The following is a 15,138-nucleotide window of genomic DNA, read 5'->3' as shown; positions in this document are numbered from 1 at the left end:
AAACAATGCGTTATGCCATTAAACCTGAAAAAGTGATGACGTCATCAGGGGAGTTACTGAATAAATATGTGGTGATAAATCAAGGTAAAATCGAACGTATCCAAGTAGAAAAGCCCACTGATTGCGATGTACATTATTATCCTGACAGCTATCTTTCTGCGGGGTTCATTGATGTGCATATTCACGGCCGTGCAGGTGCCGATGTGATGGACGAAAACGACACCGCACTGGCGACCATTGCACAAGCATTACCACAAACAGGCGTTACTGCGTGGGTAGGAACGACTGTTTCAGCCCCTTGGGCGAATATTCTTTCCTCAATGCAACGAATGAAAGATTACATTCAACAAGGCAAACAAAAAGGAGCGGAATTATTAGGTAGCTTTATGGAAGGGCCTTATTTTACCGAACGCCATCGTGGCTCGCACCCAACCGAATATTTAATGCCACCAACGATTCCACAGCTAGAAGAATTATTGCAAATTTCCGACCGCACTTTATTACGGGTTGCCATTGCACCTGAAATTGAAAATGCCGAACCTGCTATTAAATGGTTGGTGGAAAATGGCGTAAAGGTGTCTGTAGCTCATACTAATGCCATCTTTGAGCAGGTAACCAAAGCTTATTATTTAGGGGCAGATTGCGGTGTACATTTATTCAACGGAATGAGCGCTTTGCATCACCGTGAGCCGAGTTGTACGGGGGCAGTGTTGTATCACGATATGCTGGCAGAAATTATTGCAGACGGCATTCACGTTCACCCAGCCGTATTAAATTTAGCTTATAAATTAAAAACCTACCGCAGAATGGTGCTGATCACAGATTGTATGCGTGCAGGTGGCTTACCTGATGGCGAGTACACATTAGGCGTGCAAACCGTACGGGTAGAAAACGGTCAAGCGAGAACCTTTGACGGATCGCTCGCAGGTAGCACTTGCAGCCTCGATCAAGCCTTACGCAATATGGTATTTAAAGCTGATGTGCCTGTATGGGAAGCCATTCAAATGGCTACCACCATTCCCGCCACTTATTTAGGTGTGGCAGATCGCATTGGTGATATTGCTGTCGGCAAAGAAGCAAATTTCACCTTATTAAACAAAGAATTACGAGTTCAAGCCACTTATATTCAAGGCGAACAAGTTTATAAGTGCGGTGAAAAATTTTAAGATTTTTATATTTACAAAGATGGAGAGAAAACAATGTCAAAGTTAAGAACTGAACGTTTAAAAAAATTATGTAGCCAAGACGATCTAATCGCAGCACTTGCCATTGACCAACGTGGTGCATTACGCCGTATGTTGGGCGAAGACGCAACGAATGAGCAACTTGCTGAGTTTAAAGTATTGGTGTCTGGATACTTAACCCCTTATGCCTCATCTATTTTGCTTGACCCAGAAGTGGGCTGGAAAGCGGCTGAAAAACGTGCTTCCAACGCAGGCTTATTAATGGCTTATGAAAAAACAGGTTACGACAAAACCCAACCAGGCCGTTACCCTGACTTAATTGACGATGTTTCCGTGCAACGCTTAAAAGCCAAAGGTGCAGATGGGATCAAATTATTGCTTTATATCGACATTGACGAGGGCAAAGAAGTCAATGATCGCAAAGAAGCCTTTGTAGAACGGGTGGCTTCAGAATGTAAAGCAGAAGAAATGCCGTTCTTCCTAGAGCTTGTGAGCTATGATGCGAATATTTCTGATCCAAAAGAATATGCGAAAATCAAACCGCGTAAAGTGATCGAAGCAATGAAATTATTCTCCGAAGCACGTTTTGGCGTTGATGTGTTAAAAGTGGAAGTGCCAGTGGATATGAAGTTTGTCGAAGGTTTTGCAGAGCAAGATGCGGTATATAGCCAAGCACAAGCGAAAGCCTACTTCAAAGAACAAAGCGATGCCACCGAAATTCCATTCATCTTCCTAAGTGCAGGCGTGAGTTCCTCCTTATTCCTTGATACGTTACGTTTTGCTAAAGAGGCTGGTTGCGATTTCAACGGCGTATTATGCGGACGTGCTACTTGGGCAGGTGCTGCGGAAATCTTTAAAGCAGAAGGTGCAGAAGCGGCAAAACAATGGTTACTCAACGAAGGCAAAGCCAATATTGAAGCATTAAATGCCGTGTTAAAAGAAACCGCACAGCCTTTAGTATTATAAAGCCCAGATTGTTTTAGCTAACTTAAAAAGTGCGGTGAAAAAAGACCGCACTTTTTCTTTTATTTTAAAAATCAAAACAGCGTTTCTAAATTTTAGATCAAGATCACAAAATTAAACATTGTTTATAGACGAGCTTTCTATTCTAGTTTACATTTGACATGTTTTTTCTTTAAGGAAATAAGGTGTAAGAAAGCGGTAATTTACAGATAAAATGACAAATTGTTGCTTATTGTAAAATGTTATTTTTTTTGCGTATGATAGCGAAGCGGATTTTTCTTCTGTATTAGACAGTATGAGAAAGAAGAATAAGGCAATCTGTGCATTATTTACGGCTTGCTGTACCATCTTATTTTTAACTTAAATGATTATAAAATTTCTATGTTAGATAAATTTATCACTTTTCCACAATTCCTTGGCATTTTGGCGTTTATTTTAGGCGTGATTTGTTTTTATCAGCGGAATGATCGGAAATTAAAAATCGTGATGTTGATTCAAAATATCACCTATATGAGCCATTTTATTTTGCTTGATGCCAAAGTGGCAGCGTTGAGTTCGTTGCTTTCGACGTTGAGAACGGCAACTTCGATTTATATTTCTTCGAAGTATATCGCCTTAGGCTTTGTGATTGTGGGGATTATTTTTGGTTATGTGATTGCGGATTCCGTGTGGCAGGTGTTTCCTATCATTGCCTCGACCATTGGGACAATTTCTTTATTTTTATTGAAAGGCATTCCAATGCGATTATTTATGCTGGTCGGCTCTGCCTGCTGGCTCACGAATAATATTCTAGTGGGATCGCTCGGTGGAGTATTGCTAGAAAGTACAGTGATGTTTGTTAATACCATTACCATTATTCGCCTAATGCGGCAAAAGCATCGCTAACTGGTTTTTATATCAAAATAGGAGAAAAAATGATGAAAAAATTACTGATTGCTTCACTTTTTACCACCGCACTTTCGTTTCACGCCTTGGCGGCGGACAATCCCGCTAAAAGTTATAAAGTCGCTTTTGAGTCACAAGTGCCTGTTTTAGATGGAAAACTTGACGAGGCTGTTTGGGCAAAAGTGCAAGGCGTTACGGATTTTGTGAACCCTTGGGAACAAGCACAAATGCCCAAAACAGAATTTAAGGCGTTTCACGATGATCAATATTTTTATTTCTCTTTTGATGTAGAAGATCCGAATGTTTTAATTTATGACACCACCGATCACGAATGGATGGTGGCACGTGAAGACCGTGTAGAATTATTTATGGCACTAGGGGAAATTGATAAACCGCAAGCAGATGGAAAATATCCAAAATATGTTGCCTTAGAAATGGATTACAAAGGTCGCACCTTATCAATGTTGCGTGATGTTGAAAAAAATATTAATGCCGAATGGGATCCAAAAACCTTAGAAACCGTGGGTGTTCGCACAGAAAAAGGTTATACCCTTGAAGCTAAAATTGCACTTAGTGAATTAAAAGAACATAACTTAATTCAAGGCAATAAAATCCGTGCTGGGGCTTATCGTGCAGAATTTTCGATTATTAAAGGAAAAGGCAAAGAACAAACGAACTGGATCACTTGGGTTGATCCAAAAACGGAAAAACCGAATTTCCATATTAATTCTTCATTTGGTGAATTTGTGTTAGAGCCGAAAAAGTAAGGATTTAAGAAAGCCCAAAAGAAACCCCTGTCTATGCAGGGGTTATTATTTTTTGATGTTTGACTTACGCCGCAAAGGGATCGCGTAAAATCATTGTTTCAACACGGTCTGGACCCGTTGAAAGAATATCTACTGGTACGCCTGTTACTTCTTCAATGCGTTTAATGTAATTACGCGTATTTTCAGGCAGTTTATTCACATCGGTTACGCCGAATGTGCTTTCTTTCCAGCCGAGTAGGGTTTCATAAATTGGCTCAACGCCTTCCCAATCTTTTGCCGCAAGCGGAGCAAATTCAGCAATTTCACCATTTGGCATTTTGTAGCCTACGCAAATTTTGATTTCGTCAAAGCCGTCTAATACATCAAGTTTTGTCATACAAAAACCTGAAATGGAGTTCACTTGAATGGCACGACGCATAGCTACCGCATCGAACCAACCGCAACGGCGAGGACGACCTGTTACCGCCCCAAATTCATTGCCCTTGCGTGCAATTTTAGCACCCACTTCATCAAACAGTTCAGTGGCAAATGGCCCACCGCCAACGCGGGTGCAGTAAGCTTTAATAATGCCTAAAACGTAATCAATATGACGCGGGCCAAAGCCTGAGCCTGTAGAAACCCCGCCCGCTGTGGTATTGGAGCTGGTTACATAAGGGTATGTACCTTGGTCAATGTCAAGCATTGTGCCTTGTGCGCCTTCAAACAGAATGTTATCGCCATTTTTGCGAGCAACATCAAGAATTGCGGTAACATCTGCCACCATTCCCGTGATAATCGGTGCAACGGCAAGCACATCATCAAGGGTTTTCTGATAATCTACAGGCTCAACCTTGTAGTAGTGAACTAATTGGAAATTGTAGTAATCCAAAATGGCTTTCAGTTTTTCAGCGAAACTTTCTAGGTCGAATAAATCACCAACACGCAAACCACGGCGGGCAACTTTGTCTTCATAGGCTGGTCCAATACCGCGCCCTGTTGTACCAATGGCTTTTTTGCCTAAGGCGGCTTCACGAGCTTTATCCATCGCAACGTGGTAAGGCAAGATGAGCGGGCTGGCTTCAGAAATTAATAAACGCTCACGCACATTAATGCCACGGGCTTCAAGCTCGCCCATTTCTTGCATTAAGGCATCAGGGGCAAGCACCACGCCGTTACCGATCAAACAGGTTACATTTTCACGCAAAATGCCTGATGGAATTAAACGCAAAACCGTTTTCTCGCCATTAATAATCAGCGTATGCCCCGCGTTATGCCCACCTTGATAACGCACCACATATTTTACGCGATCGGTAAGTAAATCAACGATTTTCCCTTTTCCCTCATCGCCCCATTGAGCCCCTAAGATAACAACACTTTTTCCCATAGATTCCGCCTTAGCTGAGTAATATCAATCGTTTTAGCCCAACATAGCCCTGCCGAATAGTGGCGGCTTATGCTGAAATAAAACAAGTGTAATGAATGAAAAACAGTGAGCTACTTTACTATTTTATGCGTATAATCTCAATGCAAAATCGGCATTTCTTTTTGATTTTTATCATTGAAAAAAGCAGTATTGAAAAGTGCGGTCAGAAAATCTAGGCGTTTTTCTCCGCGAAAGTTTGAAAGCAAAAATTGAAATTTGCCCCAAGCTGTGATTTAATGCCCGCTACATTTTGAAATAGTCGTATTAAGGTTTAATCGATGTATTCTGGTTTCGTGATTGGTCTGCTGTTGGGCTTTTTGTTGCAACGCGGGCAATTCTGTTTTGTGTCGGGCTTTCGCTCCATTTATACGCAAAAAAGTCTTCGTTTTCTGACCGCACTTTTTATCGCCATTAGTATTCAATCCGTAGGATTTTTTACCCTCGAGCATTTTGGCATTATCCAAATTCCTACTTCCCAACTTCCCTTGCTGGCGACCCTGTTAGGTGGTTTGCTGTTTGGCATTGGAATGAGCCTTGCAAATTGTTGCGGTAGTGGTGCGTGGTTTCGTACTGGAGAGGGAGCGATTGGGGGCTATCTGGCATTGCTCAGCTTTGCCCTCACAATGGCAGCGACCCAATCAGGTATTTTAAAATATCAAATCAATAGGCTGCTAGAAAACCCGCTCTCCCTTGATAATATGTACCTCACCTTTCAGCTTTCCCCTTGGTACTTCGTGATTTTGCTGATTTTTAGCACCGCACTTTTAGGCTATGTTGAATGGCGATCACGCCGTTATCGCTTCCCCACACCGCCTAGCCCCGCGATAATTTTCCCTAAAATTTTTGCCCGAACTTGGTCGCTTTTTTAACGGCTGTAGCGATCGGTATTTTAGGCGTGATCGCGTGGTGGCTGAGTGCTGACGCAGGGCGAAATTTTGGCTTTGGCATCGCTGTGCCATCGGCGAATGTCATTCAGTATATCGTAACTGGGCAGCAACGCTATCTAAACTGGGGAACGCTTTTTGTGCTAGGCATTCCGCTCGGTGCGTTGCTGAGTGCTAAATTAGCGGGCGAACTCAAGTGGCGATTGCCCGAACCGAAAGGCATTTTTCAACGCATTTTCGGTGGCGTAATAATGGGGATTGGGGCTGCCTTAGCGGGTGGTTGCACCATTACCAACGCGTTAGTGTCCACCGCGTATTTCTCTTGGCAGGGCTGGCTTGCCACCTTAATGATGATGCTCGGCTGTTGGATTACCGCCGCATTCATCAAACCGACGCAATGTGGCGTGTAATCGATATAAAATGAATAAGGAAAATCCTATGAAAATGAAACCAATCTTATTGGCGGTCGCTGTGAGCTTGGCGTTGTCGGCTTGTAATGATCGCAAAGTTACGCTGATGGAAACCCGCGAATTACTCAACCATCTTGACGATCCCAATTTTGTCATCATTGACACAAGGCAAGACAGTCTTTACAACGGATTTAAAGAGAAAAACGCCACACGCGGCGGGTATATAAAAGGGGCGATACAATTTAGCTGTGATTGGCTAGAACATATCCAGCCCGAAAAATTTGACAGCTTTGCCGCGGGGAAAGGCATTACAAAAGAAAAACATCTCGTATTTTACGACAGCAACCCTGAAAACCTCGATTGCGTTACCGCAGAATTTGCCGCGAGAGGCTATAAGGTTTCGCGTTTCAATGATTTCCTGAGCTATGCAAACGCGGGTTATCCTTTTGAATCCTTCGCAAATTTTCAATATAGCGTTTCCCCGCAATGGGTGAACGCCGCCCTCAAAGGGGAAAAGCCCGAAACCCTAAATAATGACAAAGTGATGTTATTTGAAGTGTCTTGGGGCGATTTGGAACACGCCAAAGCCTATATGCAACACATTGTGGGGGCGTACCATTTTAATACAGATTGGGTGGAAAACGACCCTGTTTGGAATCTTTCCGATCCTAAAGTTATTGAGAAAAATTTACTTGCCAATGGCATTACCAAAGACAAAACCGTAATTTTATATTCCGATAACCAACTGGCGGCGTACCGTATTTTCTGGGCATTAAAATGGGCAGGCGTGGAAGATGTGCGGGTACTCAACGGAAATTTAGCCACTTGGCTTGACGCAGGTTTGCCAACGGAAACCAAAATTAATCTTCCGCAGCCAGAGAAAGATTTTGGCACAACCATTCCAGCCAACCCACAAATTGACATCGCGACTCCTCAGCAAGCGATGAATGCACAAAAAGCGGGATTAAAATTAATCAGCAACCGAGCGTGGGACGAATACACGGGCAAAGTCAGCGGTTACGATTACATACCCGGCAAAGGCGAGCCACAAGGGGCAATCTGGGGCTTTGCTGGCACGGATTCCTCCAATATGGCGGATTATTACGACCCCGACAACACCTTACGCAACCCCAATGAGATTTTTGCCTTATGGCAAACGCAAGGGATTCACAAAGGTGATAAATTAGCCTTTTATTGTGGCACTGGTTGGCGTGCAGGCGTACCTTGGTTTCTCACTCAACTCGCGGGCTGGAAAGACACGGTCATTTATGACGGTGGTTGGAATGCGTGGCAAATGGACAGCCAATACCCCGTTCAAAAAGGTGCACCAAACCCACAAAGCAAACCCGACAGCAAAAACGATTTCGGCAAAGTGATGAAAAAAGGAAATTCTTGTAAGAGCTGAGGATAGAGATTAAAAAAGTGCGGTGAGATGATCTGCCCCCAAAAAGTTAGACTATATTCTAATTTCATTCAAGGACTGAGTTCTGTATTCCACAGGGCTTAGTCCTTTGAGCTTCACTTGAATACGCTCATTGTTGTAGTAATGAATGTACTCGTGAATCACTTTTTCAAGCTGTTCAAAGGTTTCAAACCGCTTGCCAAAGTAACATTCCGTCTTCAATCGCCCGAAAAAGCTTTCCATCGCACCATTATCAAGGCAATTACCTTTTCTCGACATACTTTGCGTAATACCGTGTTTTTTCAATATCTCCCGATAACCCATCATTTGATACTGCCATCCTTGGTCGGAATGCAGTATCGGTTTTTCCCCCGCTAATCGGTTCACCGCCTGGGTCAACATTCTGGTTATCTGCTCAAAATTCGGACTTCTCGCCACATCATAAGCAATAATTTCGTTATTAAACAAGTCTTTAATCGGCGATAAATACACTTTGCCTTCCGCACATTTGAACTCGGTGATATCCGTTACCCACTTCTCATTCGGCATCGTTGCCGTAAAATCCCGTTGCAACAGATTATCGGCAATGTGTCCCACTTTGCCTTGGTAAGAACGATATTTTTTCTGCTTACTTTTTCCTTTTAACCCCAAACGTTGCATTATCGCTTGCCCCCTTTTGTGGTTGATAATCAAGTATTTCCTTAATTCCAAGGTAATTCGACGATAACCATAATTTTCGTCATTTTTGCGATAAATTTCCTCTATTTTCTGTGAAATCGCTACATTTTTATCCGACTTTGGCTTGAGATGATAAAAGAACGAACTGCGTGCCAATCCGATTAGCCTGAGTAACAATTCCAACGGGAAACGCAAGCGTAAGGCATTTACGATGACGGCTTTTTCTGCATTTTTTGTTGGTTGAGTTCCTGCAACTTTTTTAGCATTGCATTCTCCGCTTCTAATTCCAAAATTCGGTAACGCAAGCGTTCTTCTTCTGTTTTGGGCGTTGGTGGCATTTTAGGTGAGTTGAGTTTCATACTTGGACGACCTTTAGGTTTGAGTAATAACCCATCTATACCTTGTTTTTCAAAGCGTTGCAACCATTGACTAATTATCCCTGAACTGGGGATATCAAAGCGAAAGCAGGCGGCTTCAGCGGAGCACTGGCCTTTTTTGATAGCTTGAATAACCTTTAATTTAAACTCAACAGAATAACATCGTTTTTTACCTAACACAGCTAATCCATTGATTCCATTATGATTAAATTTCGCAATCCAACGTGCTAACGTGCTTTGGGGAAGCTGAAAATACTGGCGAGTAAGCGAACGGTTTTTTCCATTTTGATGATAAAAGTCGAGCACTTGTTGTTTGAAACGTTGAGTATATTTAGTCATAAAAAATCTGCACCTTAATCAGTTGGTTGTTTAGTCTAACTTTTGGGGTGCAGATCATTTTTTGGTTAATTTCATTGTTACCTCACAAGAAGAAAGCCATTGTGTTGTTGAAGATGCAAGCAAAAGTGCGGTGGTTTTTTAAGCCAGTTTTTTTGCTTGCCTTGTCCTATGATTTACTTATGGGTTGCCTGAATCTGAGATCCATTCCGTGGTTGGCATTACCACCAAGCCTCAAATTGTATGCCAGCGATAAATTCGCCATCTTTGGCTTTATAGCCTGCGTCAGTGCGTTTGCTGGTATTAAATTTATCGTTCCAATGAGCATAAGTGCCGAACACACGGATTGCAGGTCTTGCCCAAATACTGCTGCCTGCTTGCCATTGTTGGGCGAGGGTGTATTTCATTAGTTAATTTTTCAATCCTGTTTGCTGATCTTTAATGCGATCATAACCCACTTCAACCAGCGTACTCATTGTGTCAGTCCATTTGTACATCGGGCGAACGCCTGCGGAATACCACGTTTTCCCTTGATGATTATCTAAATCGGTTTTTTCGTAAATTAACGCATACATCACTTCCACTTTATCTGACGGTGCGACAACGCCTTGATTGATTAAACGTAGCATATGCCCTTTATTGGTATTTGAGCCGCCTTGAGAATGCCCCGTACTCCAAGAGGTCATCGCGTCTGTGGCGTATTGCACGGTAAATTTATTAAAACCGCCAAAAAATTCGCCTTGTGTGTGCTCGAGGGTGAGCATATAGCCGTTTTTACTTGCACCCTCGACACGGCTGGCGTGATTTTTGGTATGCGAGTTGCCGTAATCTAGCCCGATTTCTAATTTTCCGTTTTTATTCACTTCAAGATCGGCAAGACGCACATCAAAGACATCGTTATACACGTCTTTATCTAGATCACGAGTGGATTCCCACTTTTTCGTAATCGGGTTATAATTCCAGCCGTACGCTCCGCCTTGCTCGGTATTGCGAGTTACGGCAAAAGACAATTTCCCTACGCCCACATCAATATTCTCTACCCCAGCACCGGGGCCTGAAATATCCCAATAATAGAAGTCATTAAGATGCACATCGTGGCGTTGATAAAAGCGTTTCCCTGCCCATAAAGTGGCATCGGGTAGGCTGTCGAGGAAATTTTTAAATTGCACATTGATCTCACGCAAGGCAGGCGTGGTGGTTTCCCAATCGCCTTGCTGATTAATGGAATAAGCAAGATTGGAATCTAAATAAATAGATTTATTGCCTTCATTGAAAAGGGATTGCCCTAGTTTAAATTCCGCATAGGTTTCCGCTTCGTTACCTAAGCGATATTTTGCCCCCCATTCACCGTAAAGGCGGTTTGCTCACCACCGCCTGATGTCCAACCAATGCCCGAACGAGCATAGCCGTGAAAATCAACGGCATTCGCACTCAGTGCGATAAAACTGGCGGCGATAGCGGTTGCAATGCGTGTTTTTGCGTTTTTCATAAGCGACCTCACTTGAAAATAATTGACGTATGAAAGAGAAATGAAAAATGATGGTTACACCCCTTTTTCTTTAAAAAGCCTTGGACAAGCCACCCCGTTTTCTTTGAATAAATGACAACGCTCTGGCACGATCCCAATATCAAATTCTGCCCCCTCATCAATCAACACCACATCATTTTGTCGATAGACCAAGGTTGGCTGTTTGATTTCAGGGATTTCAAGATGGATTTGGGTTTCATAGCCCAGCAGTTCCACCACTTGCACTTTGCCTCGCAGAGTAACCTGTGCGTTTTCAGAAGGAACAAGGTGTTCAGGACGAATGCCAAGGGAGAGGTTATCGCCCACTTTCACCCCACTAGCGAGAACGGGAATCCAAAAGTTGTGATGATTGGCATCGGGCAATTCCACCCGAACTCGCTCTGGCTCTACACCTGTAACTTTAACAGGGAGGAAATTCATTTTAGGCGAGCCGATAAACCCAGCGACAAAACGATTAGCAGGATAATGATACAGCTCAAGCGGTTTGCCAACTTGTGCGATGCCGCCTGCTTTTAGCACCACGATTTTATCGGCAAGGGTCATCGCCTCCACTTGATCGTGGGTAACGTAAATCATAGTGCGGTTCAATTTTTTGTGTAATTTGGAAATTTCCACCCGCATTTGTACGCGTAATGCGGCATCAAGATTAGAAAGGGGTTCATCAAGTAAAAAGACTTCAGGCTGAGAAACGAGAGTTCTGCCAATCGCCACCCGTTGTCGCTGACCGCCCGATAAGGCTTTCGGCTTGCGATCGAGCAAATGGGCAAGTTGTAACACTTCTGCCACTTGATTTACCCGAGCCTCACGTTCCGCTTTGCTCACCCCAGCCAGTTTTAAGCCGAAAGACATATTTTCCGCCACATTCAAATGAGGGTAGAGGGCGTAAGATTGAAACACCATTCCTATGCCTCTTTTGGCTGGCGGCACATCATTCATTCTTTTTTCGCCGATGTATAAATCCCCTGTGCTGATGTCTTCAAGCCCTGCGATCATTCTAAGTAAGGTGGATTTTCCACAGCCAGAAGGTCCAACAAAAACGACAAATTCGCCTTCATCAATTTCTAAATTAATGTCCGTTGAAATCTGTACATTGCCGTAGGATTTACCCACATTGCGTAAGGATACCTTTGCCATATTTAACCTCGTTTTGCATTTTTATCCGAAAGCTTAGGATAATTCAATGTGCCGTATCTTCCCCTATTCATTTATAAAAAAAATCCTCCTTGACGGATTTTTTTAAGGATTAGATGAAAAAATCGGCTGAAAATGATGTTGTGTGTTGAAAAGGACAATTTGGCGAGCTTTTGTGATAGCGATCACATTTTCTTCTTTCATTTTTGTGAGCTTGCTCACAGAAATAGAAAAAACTTGTCAGAACAGGCTGATTTTTTAAAAGGAGGAGATGGGGGGAGGATAACAAATTGTAAAATTTACGCATAATGAAGCAGTAATCCTTATTACCCACTCACAATCAGGAGCGTAGTATTATGAAAAAAGTGATGAAAAAAACCTTATTGACTTTCACCCTAAGCACCATTGCCAGCCTTGTTTTCTCAGGGGCGGTAATGGCGAAAATGAGCGAAGGAAAACTGGTGATTTGGATCAACGGCGACAAAGGCTATAACGGCTTGGCTGAAGTTGGGAAAAAATTTGAAGCGGATACAGGCATTCCCGTGTTAGTAGAACACCCTGATAAACTAGAAGAAAAATTCCCACAAGTTGCCGCAACAGGCGATGGACCCGACATCATTTTCTGGGCACACGATCGCTTTGGTGGCTATGCACAAGCAGGATTGTTAGCCGAATTGCACCCTAGCCCTGACTTTAAAGAAAAATTTGCCGATTTCGTGTGGGACGCACAAACCTATAACGGCAAAGTGATCTCTTACCCTGTGGCGATTGAATCCCTTTCATTAATCTACAACAAAGACCTGATCAAATCGCCACCTCGCACTTGGGAAGAAATCCGCGAATTGGATAAAACCCTAAAAGCACAGGGGAAAAATGCCATTATGTGGAATCTTGCAGAGCCTTATTTCACTTGGCCAGTAGTTGCTGCCAATGGAGGCTATGCATTCAAATTTGACAATGGACGCTACAACCCGCAAGACATCGGCGTGAATAACGCAGGTTCGCAACAAGGATTACAATTTGTCGTGGATTTGGTGAAAAGCAAGGTGATCAATCCTGATATGGACTATTCCGTTGCGGAAGCTAGCTTCAACAAAGGGGAAACGGCCTTAACCATCAACGGACCTTGGTCGTGGGGCAACATTGAAAAAAGTGGGATCAATTATGGCGTGGCAGTATTGCCTACCCTCAATGGTAACCCATCTAAACCATTTGTGGGGGTATTAAGTGCCGCGATCAATGCCGCAAGCCCAAATCAGGATCTCGCTATTGAGTTTTTAGAAAATTATCTTTTAACAGACGAAGGGTTAGCCACTGTGAATAAAGATAAACCATTGGGTGCGGTGGCATTGAAATCTTACCAAGCTAAGCTCGCTGTTGATCCTCGCATTGCTGCCACGATGACGAATGCGGAAAACGGAGAAATTATGCCGAACATTCCGCAAATGTCCGCCTTTTGGTACGCTGAACGCAGTGCGATTACTAATGCGGTGAATGGTCGTCAAACGGTACAACAAGCCCTAGATGACGCACGAGCAAGAATTTTAAAACAGCAATAATTTGAGGGGAATTTCCCCCTTTTGTCTATAGCTAAAAGTGCGGTGCTTTTTTTCACATTTTTTTGAGGTGTAGTATGCGATCATTTTTAAGCCCCAATCCTGTTTTAACCCCCAAGCTGAAGCAACGAGGTTTTGTCAGATACAGCCTAATCCTTGCCATTTTGCTCTTGGATTTTTACGCTGTAATGCTGATGTATTCCCAAGGCGAGTATCTTTTTGCGATTTTAACCCTCGTGATTCTCACTTCTGGGGGTTATATTTTTAGCAGCCCGAAAGCCTATTCGTGGCGATATGTTTACCCTGGGATCACAGGAATGATCATCTTTATTCTGTTTCCGCTGGTGGCAACCATCGCCATTGCGTTCACCAATTATAGCAGCACTAACCAGCTTTCATTTGAGCGTGCGTTAAACGTTTTAACCACCCAGAAATATTTATCTGGCGAAAAATATGATTTCAAGCTCTACCCACAAACTGAAGGAAAATATCAAATTGGCTTATCGCATAACGGAGAATATTTTCTTTCCGAACCCGTACCGTTAGCCCCTGCACAAGTCAATTTAACGCAACAAGATCTGCCTGACATCAGTACTGCCCCGCTGAAAACTATCACCCAGAATCGCCAAGCCTTGCAAGCGATGACCTTAATTTTACCGAATGGCTCATCATTAACAATGAGTTCATTACGCCAGTTTTCAGCCCAAAGTCCTCGCTATCATTATGACGAAGCGACACATCAGCTCGTTAATAACGAAAACGGCAAACGCTATGCTGCCAATTTTGACACGGGCTTTTTCCAACAAATTGATGCACAAGGCAACTGGCTGAAAGAAACCCTTGAACCCGGTTTCACCGTTTCCATCGGCTTCAGCAATTTTATTAAAATTTTCACCGATGAGGGCATTCAAAAGCCGTTTATCCAAATTTTTATCTGGACGATTGTATTTTCTGTGCTGACGGTGATTTTTACAGTGATCTTAGGAATGATTTTCGCCAGCCTCGTGCAGTGGGAAGCCTTAAAAGGCAAAGCGGTTTATCGTCTTTTATTAATTTTGCCCTATGCCGTTCCCGCTTTTATTTCGATTTTAATTTTCAAAGGCTTATTTAATCAGAGCTTTGGCGAAATCAATATGATCTTGCATCAGCTTTTTGGCATTCGCCCTGAATGGTTTAATGATCCGTTCTTGGCTAAAGTGATGATTTTAATTGTAAATACTTGGCTGGGCTATCCTTATATGATGATCTTATGTATGGGATTATTAAAAGCCATACCGCAAGATTTGTATGAAGCCTCCGCAATGGACGGGGCGTCCACTTGGCAAAATTTTAGCAAAATTACTGTGCCATTATTGTTAAAACCGCTAACTCCCTTAATGATCGCCTCGTTCGCCTTTAATTTTAACAATTTTGTGCTAATTCAATTATTAACCAATGGGCGACCAGATATGATTGGCACAACCACCCCAGCAGGACATACTGATCTTTTAGTCAGCTATACTTACCGAATCGCATTTGAGGGTGGCGGAAGCCAAGATTTCGGGCTAGCCGCTGCCATTGCAACCCTCATTTTCTTATTAGTCGCAGGGCTTGCTTTATTAAATATCAAAGCCACAAAAATGAAATTTGACTAGG

10 protein-coding genes and 2 pseudogenes are annotated in these 15,138 nt (G+C 42.9%); 8 read left to right on the top strand and 4 right to left on the bottom strand.

What is annotated here, in order from left to right; translation table 11 throughout:
- Positions 1-5: 5 nt before the first annotated feature.
- The 4 genes from nagA (at position 6) to DXZ23_RS07530 (ending at position 3,799) form a co-directional block, all read left to right on the top strand.
- Entirely contained in the window at positions 6-1,166 is a 1,161-nt protein-coding gene (nagA, locus tag DXZ23_RS07545) for an N-acetylglucosamine-6-phosphate deacetylase (RefSeq protein ID WP_021723993.1), read from the top strand.
- Positions 1,167-1,199: 33 nt separating this feature from the next.
- Positions 1,200-2,150, top strand: coding sequence for a tagatose 1,6-diphosphate aldolase (locus DXZ23_RS07540; RefSeq protein ID WP_017806049.1), 951 nt, complete (start codon positions 1,200-1,202; stop codon positions 2,148-2,150).
- A 378-nt stretch (positions 2,151-2,528) separates the two neighbouring features.
- On the top strand, positions 2,529-3,032 hold the full coding sequence (locus DXZ23_RS07535) for a YgjV family protein (protein ID WP_017806050.1): 504 nt from the start codon (positions 2,529-2,531) through the stop codon (positions 3,030-3,032).
- Positions 3,033-3,061: 29 nt separating this feature from the next.
- A complete protein-coding gene (locus DXZ23_RS07530) occupies positions 3,062-3,799 on the top strand; it encodes a carbohydrate-binding family 9-like protein (protein ID WP_017806051.1) in 738 nt (245 codons plus the stop codon).
- A gap of 64 nt (positions 3,800-3,863) precedes the next feature.
- On the opposite strand, the gene purA is transcribed toward DXZ23_RS07530, so the two are convergent.
- Positions 3,864-5,162 (bottom strand): adenylosuccinate synthase, encoded by a 1,299-nt coding sequence (purA, locus tag DXZ23_RS07525; protein WP_017806052.1) that lies wholly within the window; start codon positions 5,160-5,162, stop codon positions 3,864-3,866.
- 317 nt (positions 5,163-5,479) lie between these two features.
- On the opposite strand from purA, the pseudogene DXZ23_RS07520 reads away from it, so the two are divergent.
- Positions 5,480-6,495 (top strand): annotated as a pseudogene (locus DXZ23_RS07520) (YeeE/YedE family protein).
- A 28-nt stretch (positions 6,496-6,523) separates the two neighbouring features.
- The gene (locus tag DXZ23_RS07515) at positions 6,524-7,900 is read left to right on the top strand and encodes a rhodanese-like domain-containing protein (protein ID WP_017806053.1); all 1,377 of its coding nucleotides are present in this window, start codon (positions 6,524-6,526) and stop codon (positions 7,898-7,900) included.
- Between the two features lie 51 nt (positions 7,901-7,951).
- Here DXZ23_RS07515 and DXZ23_RS07510 read toward each other — a convergent pair.
- The 3 genes and pseudogenes from DXZ23_RS07510 to malK all read right to left on the bottom strand — a co-directional run bounded on the left by DXZ23_RS07510 (position 7,952) and on the right by malK (position 11,950).
- Positions 7,952-9,291, bottom strand: a protein-coding gene (locus tag DXZ23_RS07510; RefSeq protein ID WP_114995390.1) for an IS3 family transposase whose coding sequence is annotated in 2 segments (ribosomal slippage) — positions 7,952-8,841 and positions 8,841-9,291 — 1,341 coding nt in all. Because the reading frame shifts where the segments join, the coding sequence is not laid out codon by codon here.
- Positions 9,292-9,509: 218 nt separating this feature from the next.
- Positions 9,510-10,777 (bottom strand): annotated as a pseudogene (locus DXZ23_RS07505) (maltoporin).
- A 54-nt stretch (positions 10,778-10,831) separates the two neighbouring features.
- A complete protein-coding gene (gene malK, locus DXZ23_RS07500; RefSeq protein WP_017806054.1) occupies positions 10,832-11,950 on the bottom strand; it encodes a maltose/maltodextrin ABC transporter ATP-binding protein MalK in 1,119 nt (372 codons plus the stop codon).
- Between the two features lie 365 nt (positions 11,951-12,315).
- Here malK and malE point away from each other — a divergent pair, with 365 nt between their 5' ends.
- Together malE and malF are read left to right on the top strand one after the other, a co-directional pair.
- Positions 12,316-13,506, top strand: a complete 1,191-nt coding sequence (gene malE / locus DXZ23_RS07495) for a maltose/maltodextrin ABC transporter substrate-binding protein MalE (RefSeq protein WP_026138515.1) — start codon at positions 12,316-12,318, stop codon at positions 13,504-13,506.
- 74 nt (positions 13,507-13,580) lie between these two features.
- Positions 13,581-15,137 (top strand): maltose ABC transporter permease MalF, encoded by a 1,557-nt coding sequence (gene malF, locus DXZ23_RS07490; RefSeq protein WP_017806057.1) that lies wholly within the window; start codon positions 13,581-13,583, stop codon positions 15,135-15,137.
- The last annotated feature ends 1 nt before the right edge of the window (position 15,138 follow it).

This window comes from Avibacterium paragallinarum, assembly GCF_900450705.1.
In the GTDB taxonomy this organism is placed as follows: domain Bacteria; phylum Pseudomonadota; class Gammaproteobacteria; order Enterobacterales; family Pasteurellaceae; genus Avibacterium; species Avibacterium paragallinarum.
Note: the sequence above shows the minus strand (reverse complement) of the source record. Positions and strands in the feature narration are given on the sequence as shown.

Excerpts from the sequence above, each read along its gene's own strand:
- malE (WP_026138515.1), top strand. The coding sequence starts at position 12,316 with ATGAAAAAAACCTTATTGACTTTCACCCTAAGCACCATTGCCAGCCTT.
- purA (WP_017806052.1), bottom strand. The coding sequence starts at position 5,162 with ATGGGAAAAAGTGTTGTTATCTTAGGGGCTCAATGGGGCGATGAGGGA.
- DXZ23_RS07540 (WP_017806049.1), top strand. The coding sequence starts at position 1,200 with ATGTCAAAGTTAAGAACTGAACGTTTAAAAAAATTATGTAGCCAAGAC.
- DXZ23_RS07535 (WP_017806050.1), top strand. The coding sequence starts at position 2,529 with ATGTTAGATAAATTTATCACTTTTCCACAATTCCTTGGCATTTTGGCG.
- malK (WP_017806054.1), bottom strand. The coding sequence starts at position 11,950 with ATGGCAAAGGTATCCTTACGCAATGTGGGTAAATCCTACGGCAATGTA.
- DXZ23_RS07515 (WP_017806053.1), top strand. The coding sequence starts at position 6,524 with ATGAAAATGAAACCAATCTTATTGGCGGTCGCTGTGAGCTTGGCGTTG.
- nagA (WP_021723993.1), top strand. The coding sequence starts at position 6 with ATGCGTTATGCCATTAAACCTGAAAAAGTGATGACGTCATCAGGGGAG.
- DXZ23_RS07530 (WP_017806051.1), top strand. The coding sequence starts at position 3,062 with ATGATGAAAAAATTACTGATTGCTTCACTTTTTACCACCGCACTTTCG.
- malF (WP_017806057.1), top strand. The coding sequence starts at position 13,581 with ATGCGATCATTTTTAAGCCCCAATCCTGTTTTAACCCCCAAGCTGAAG.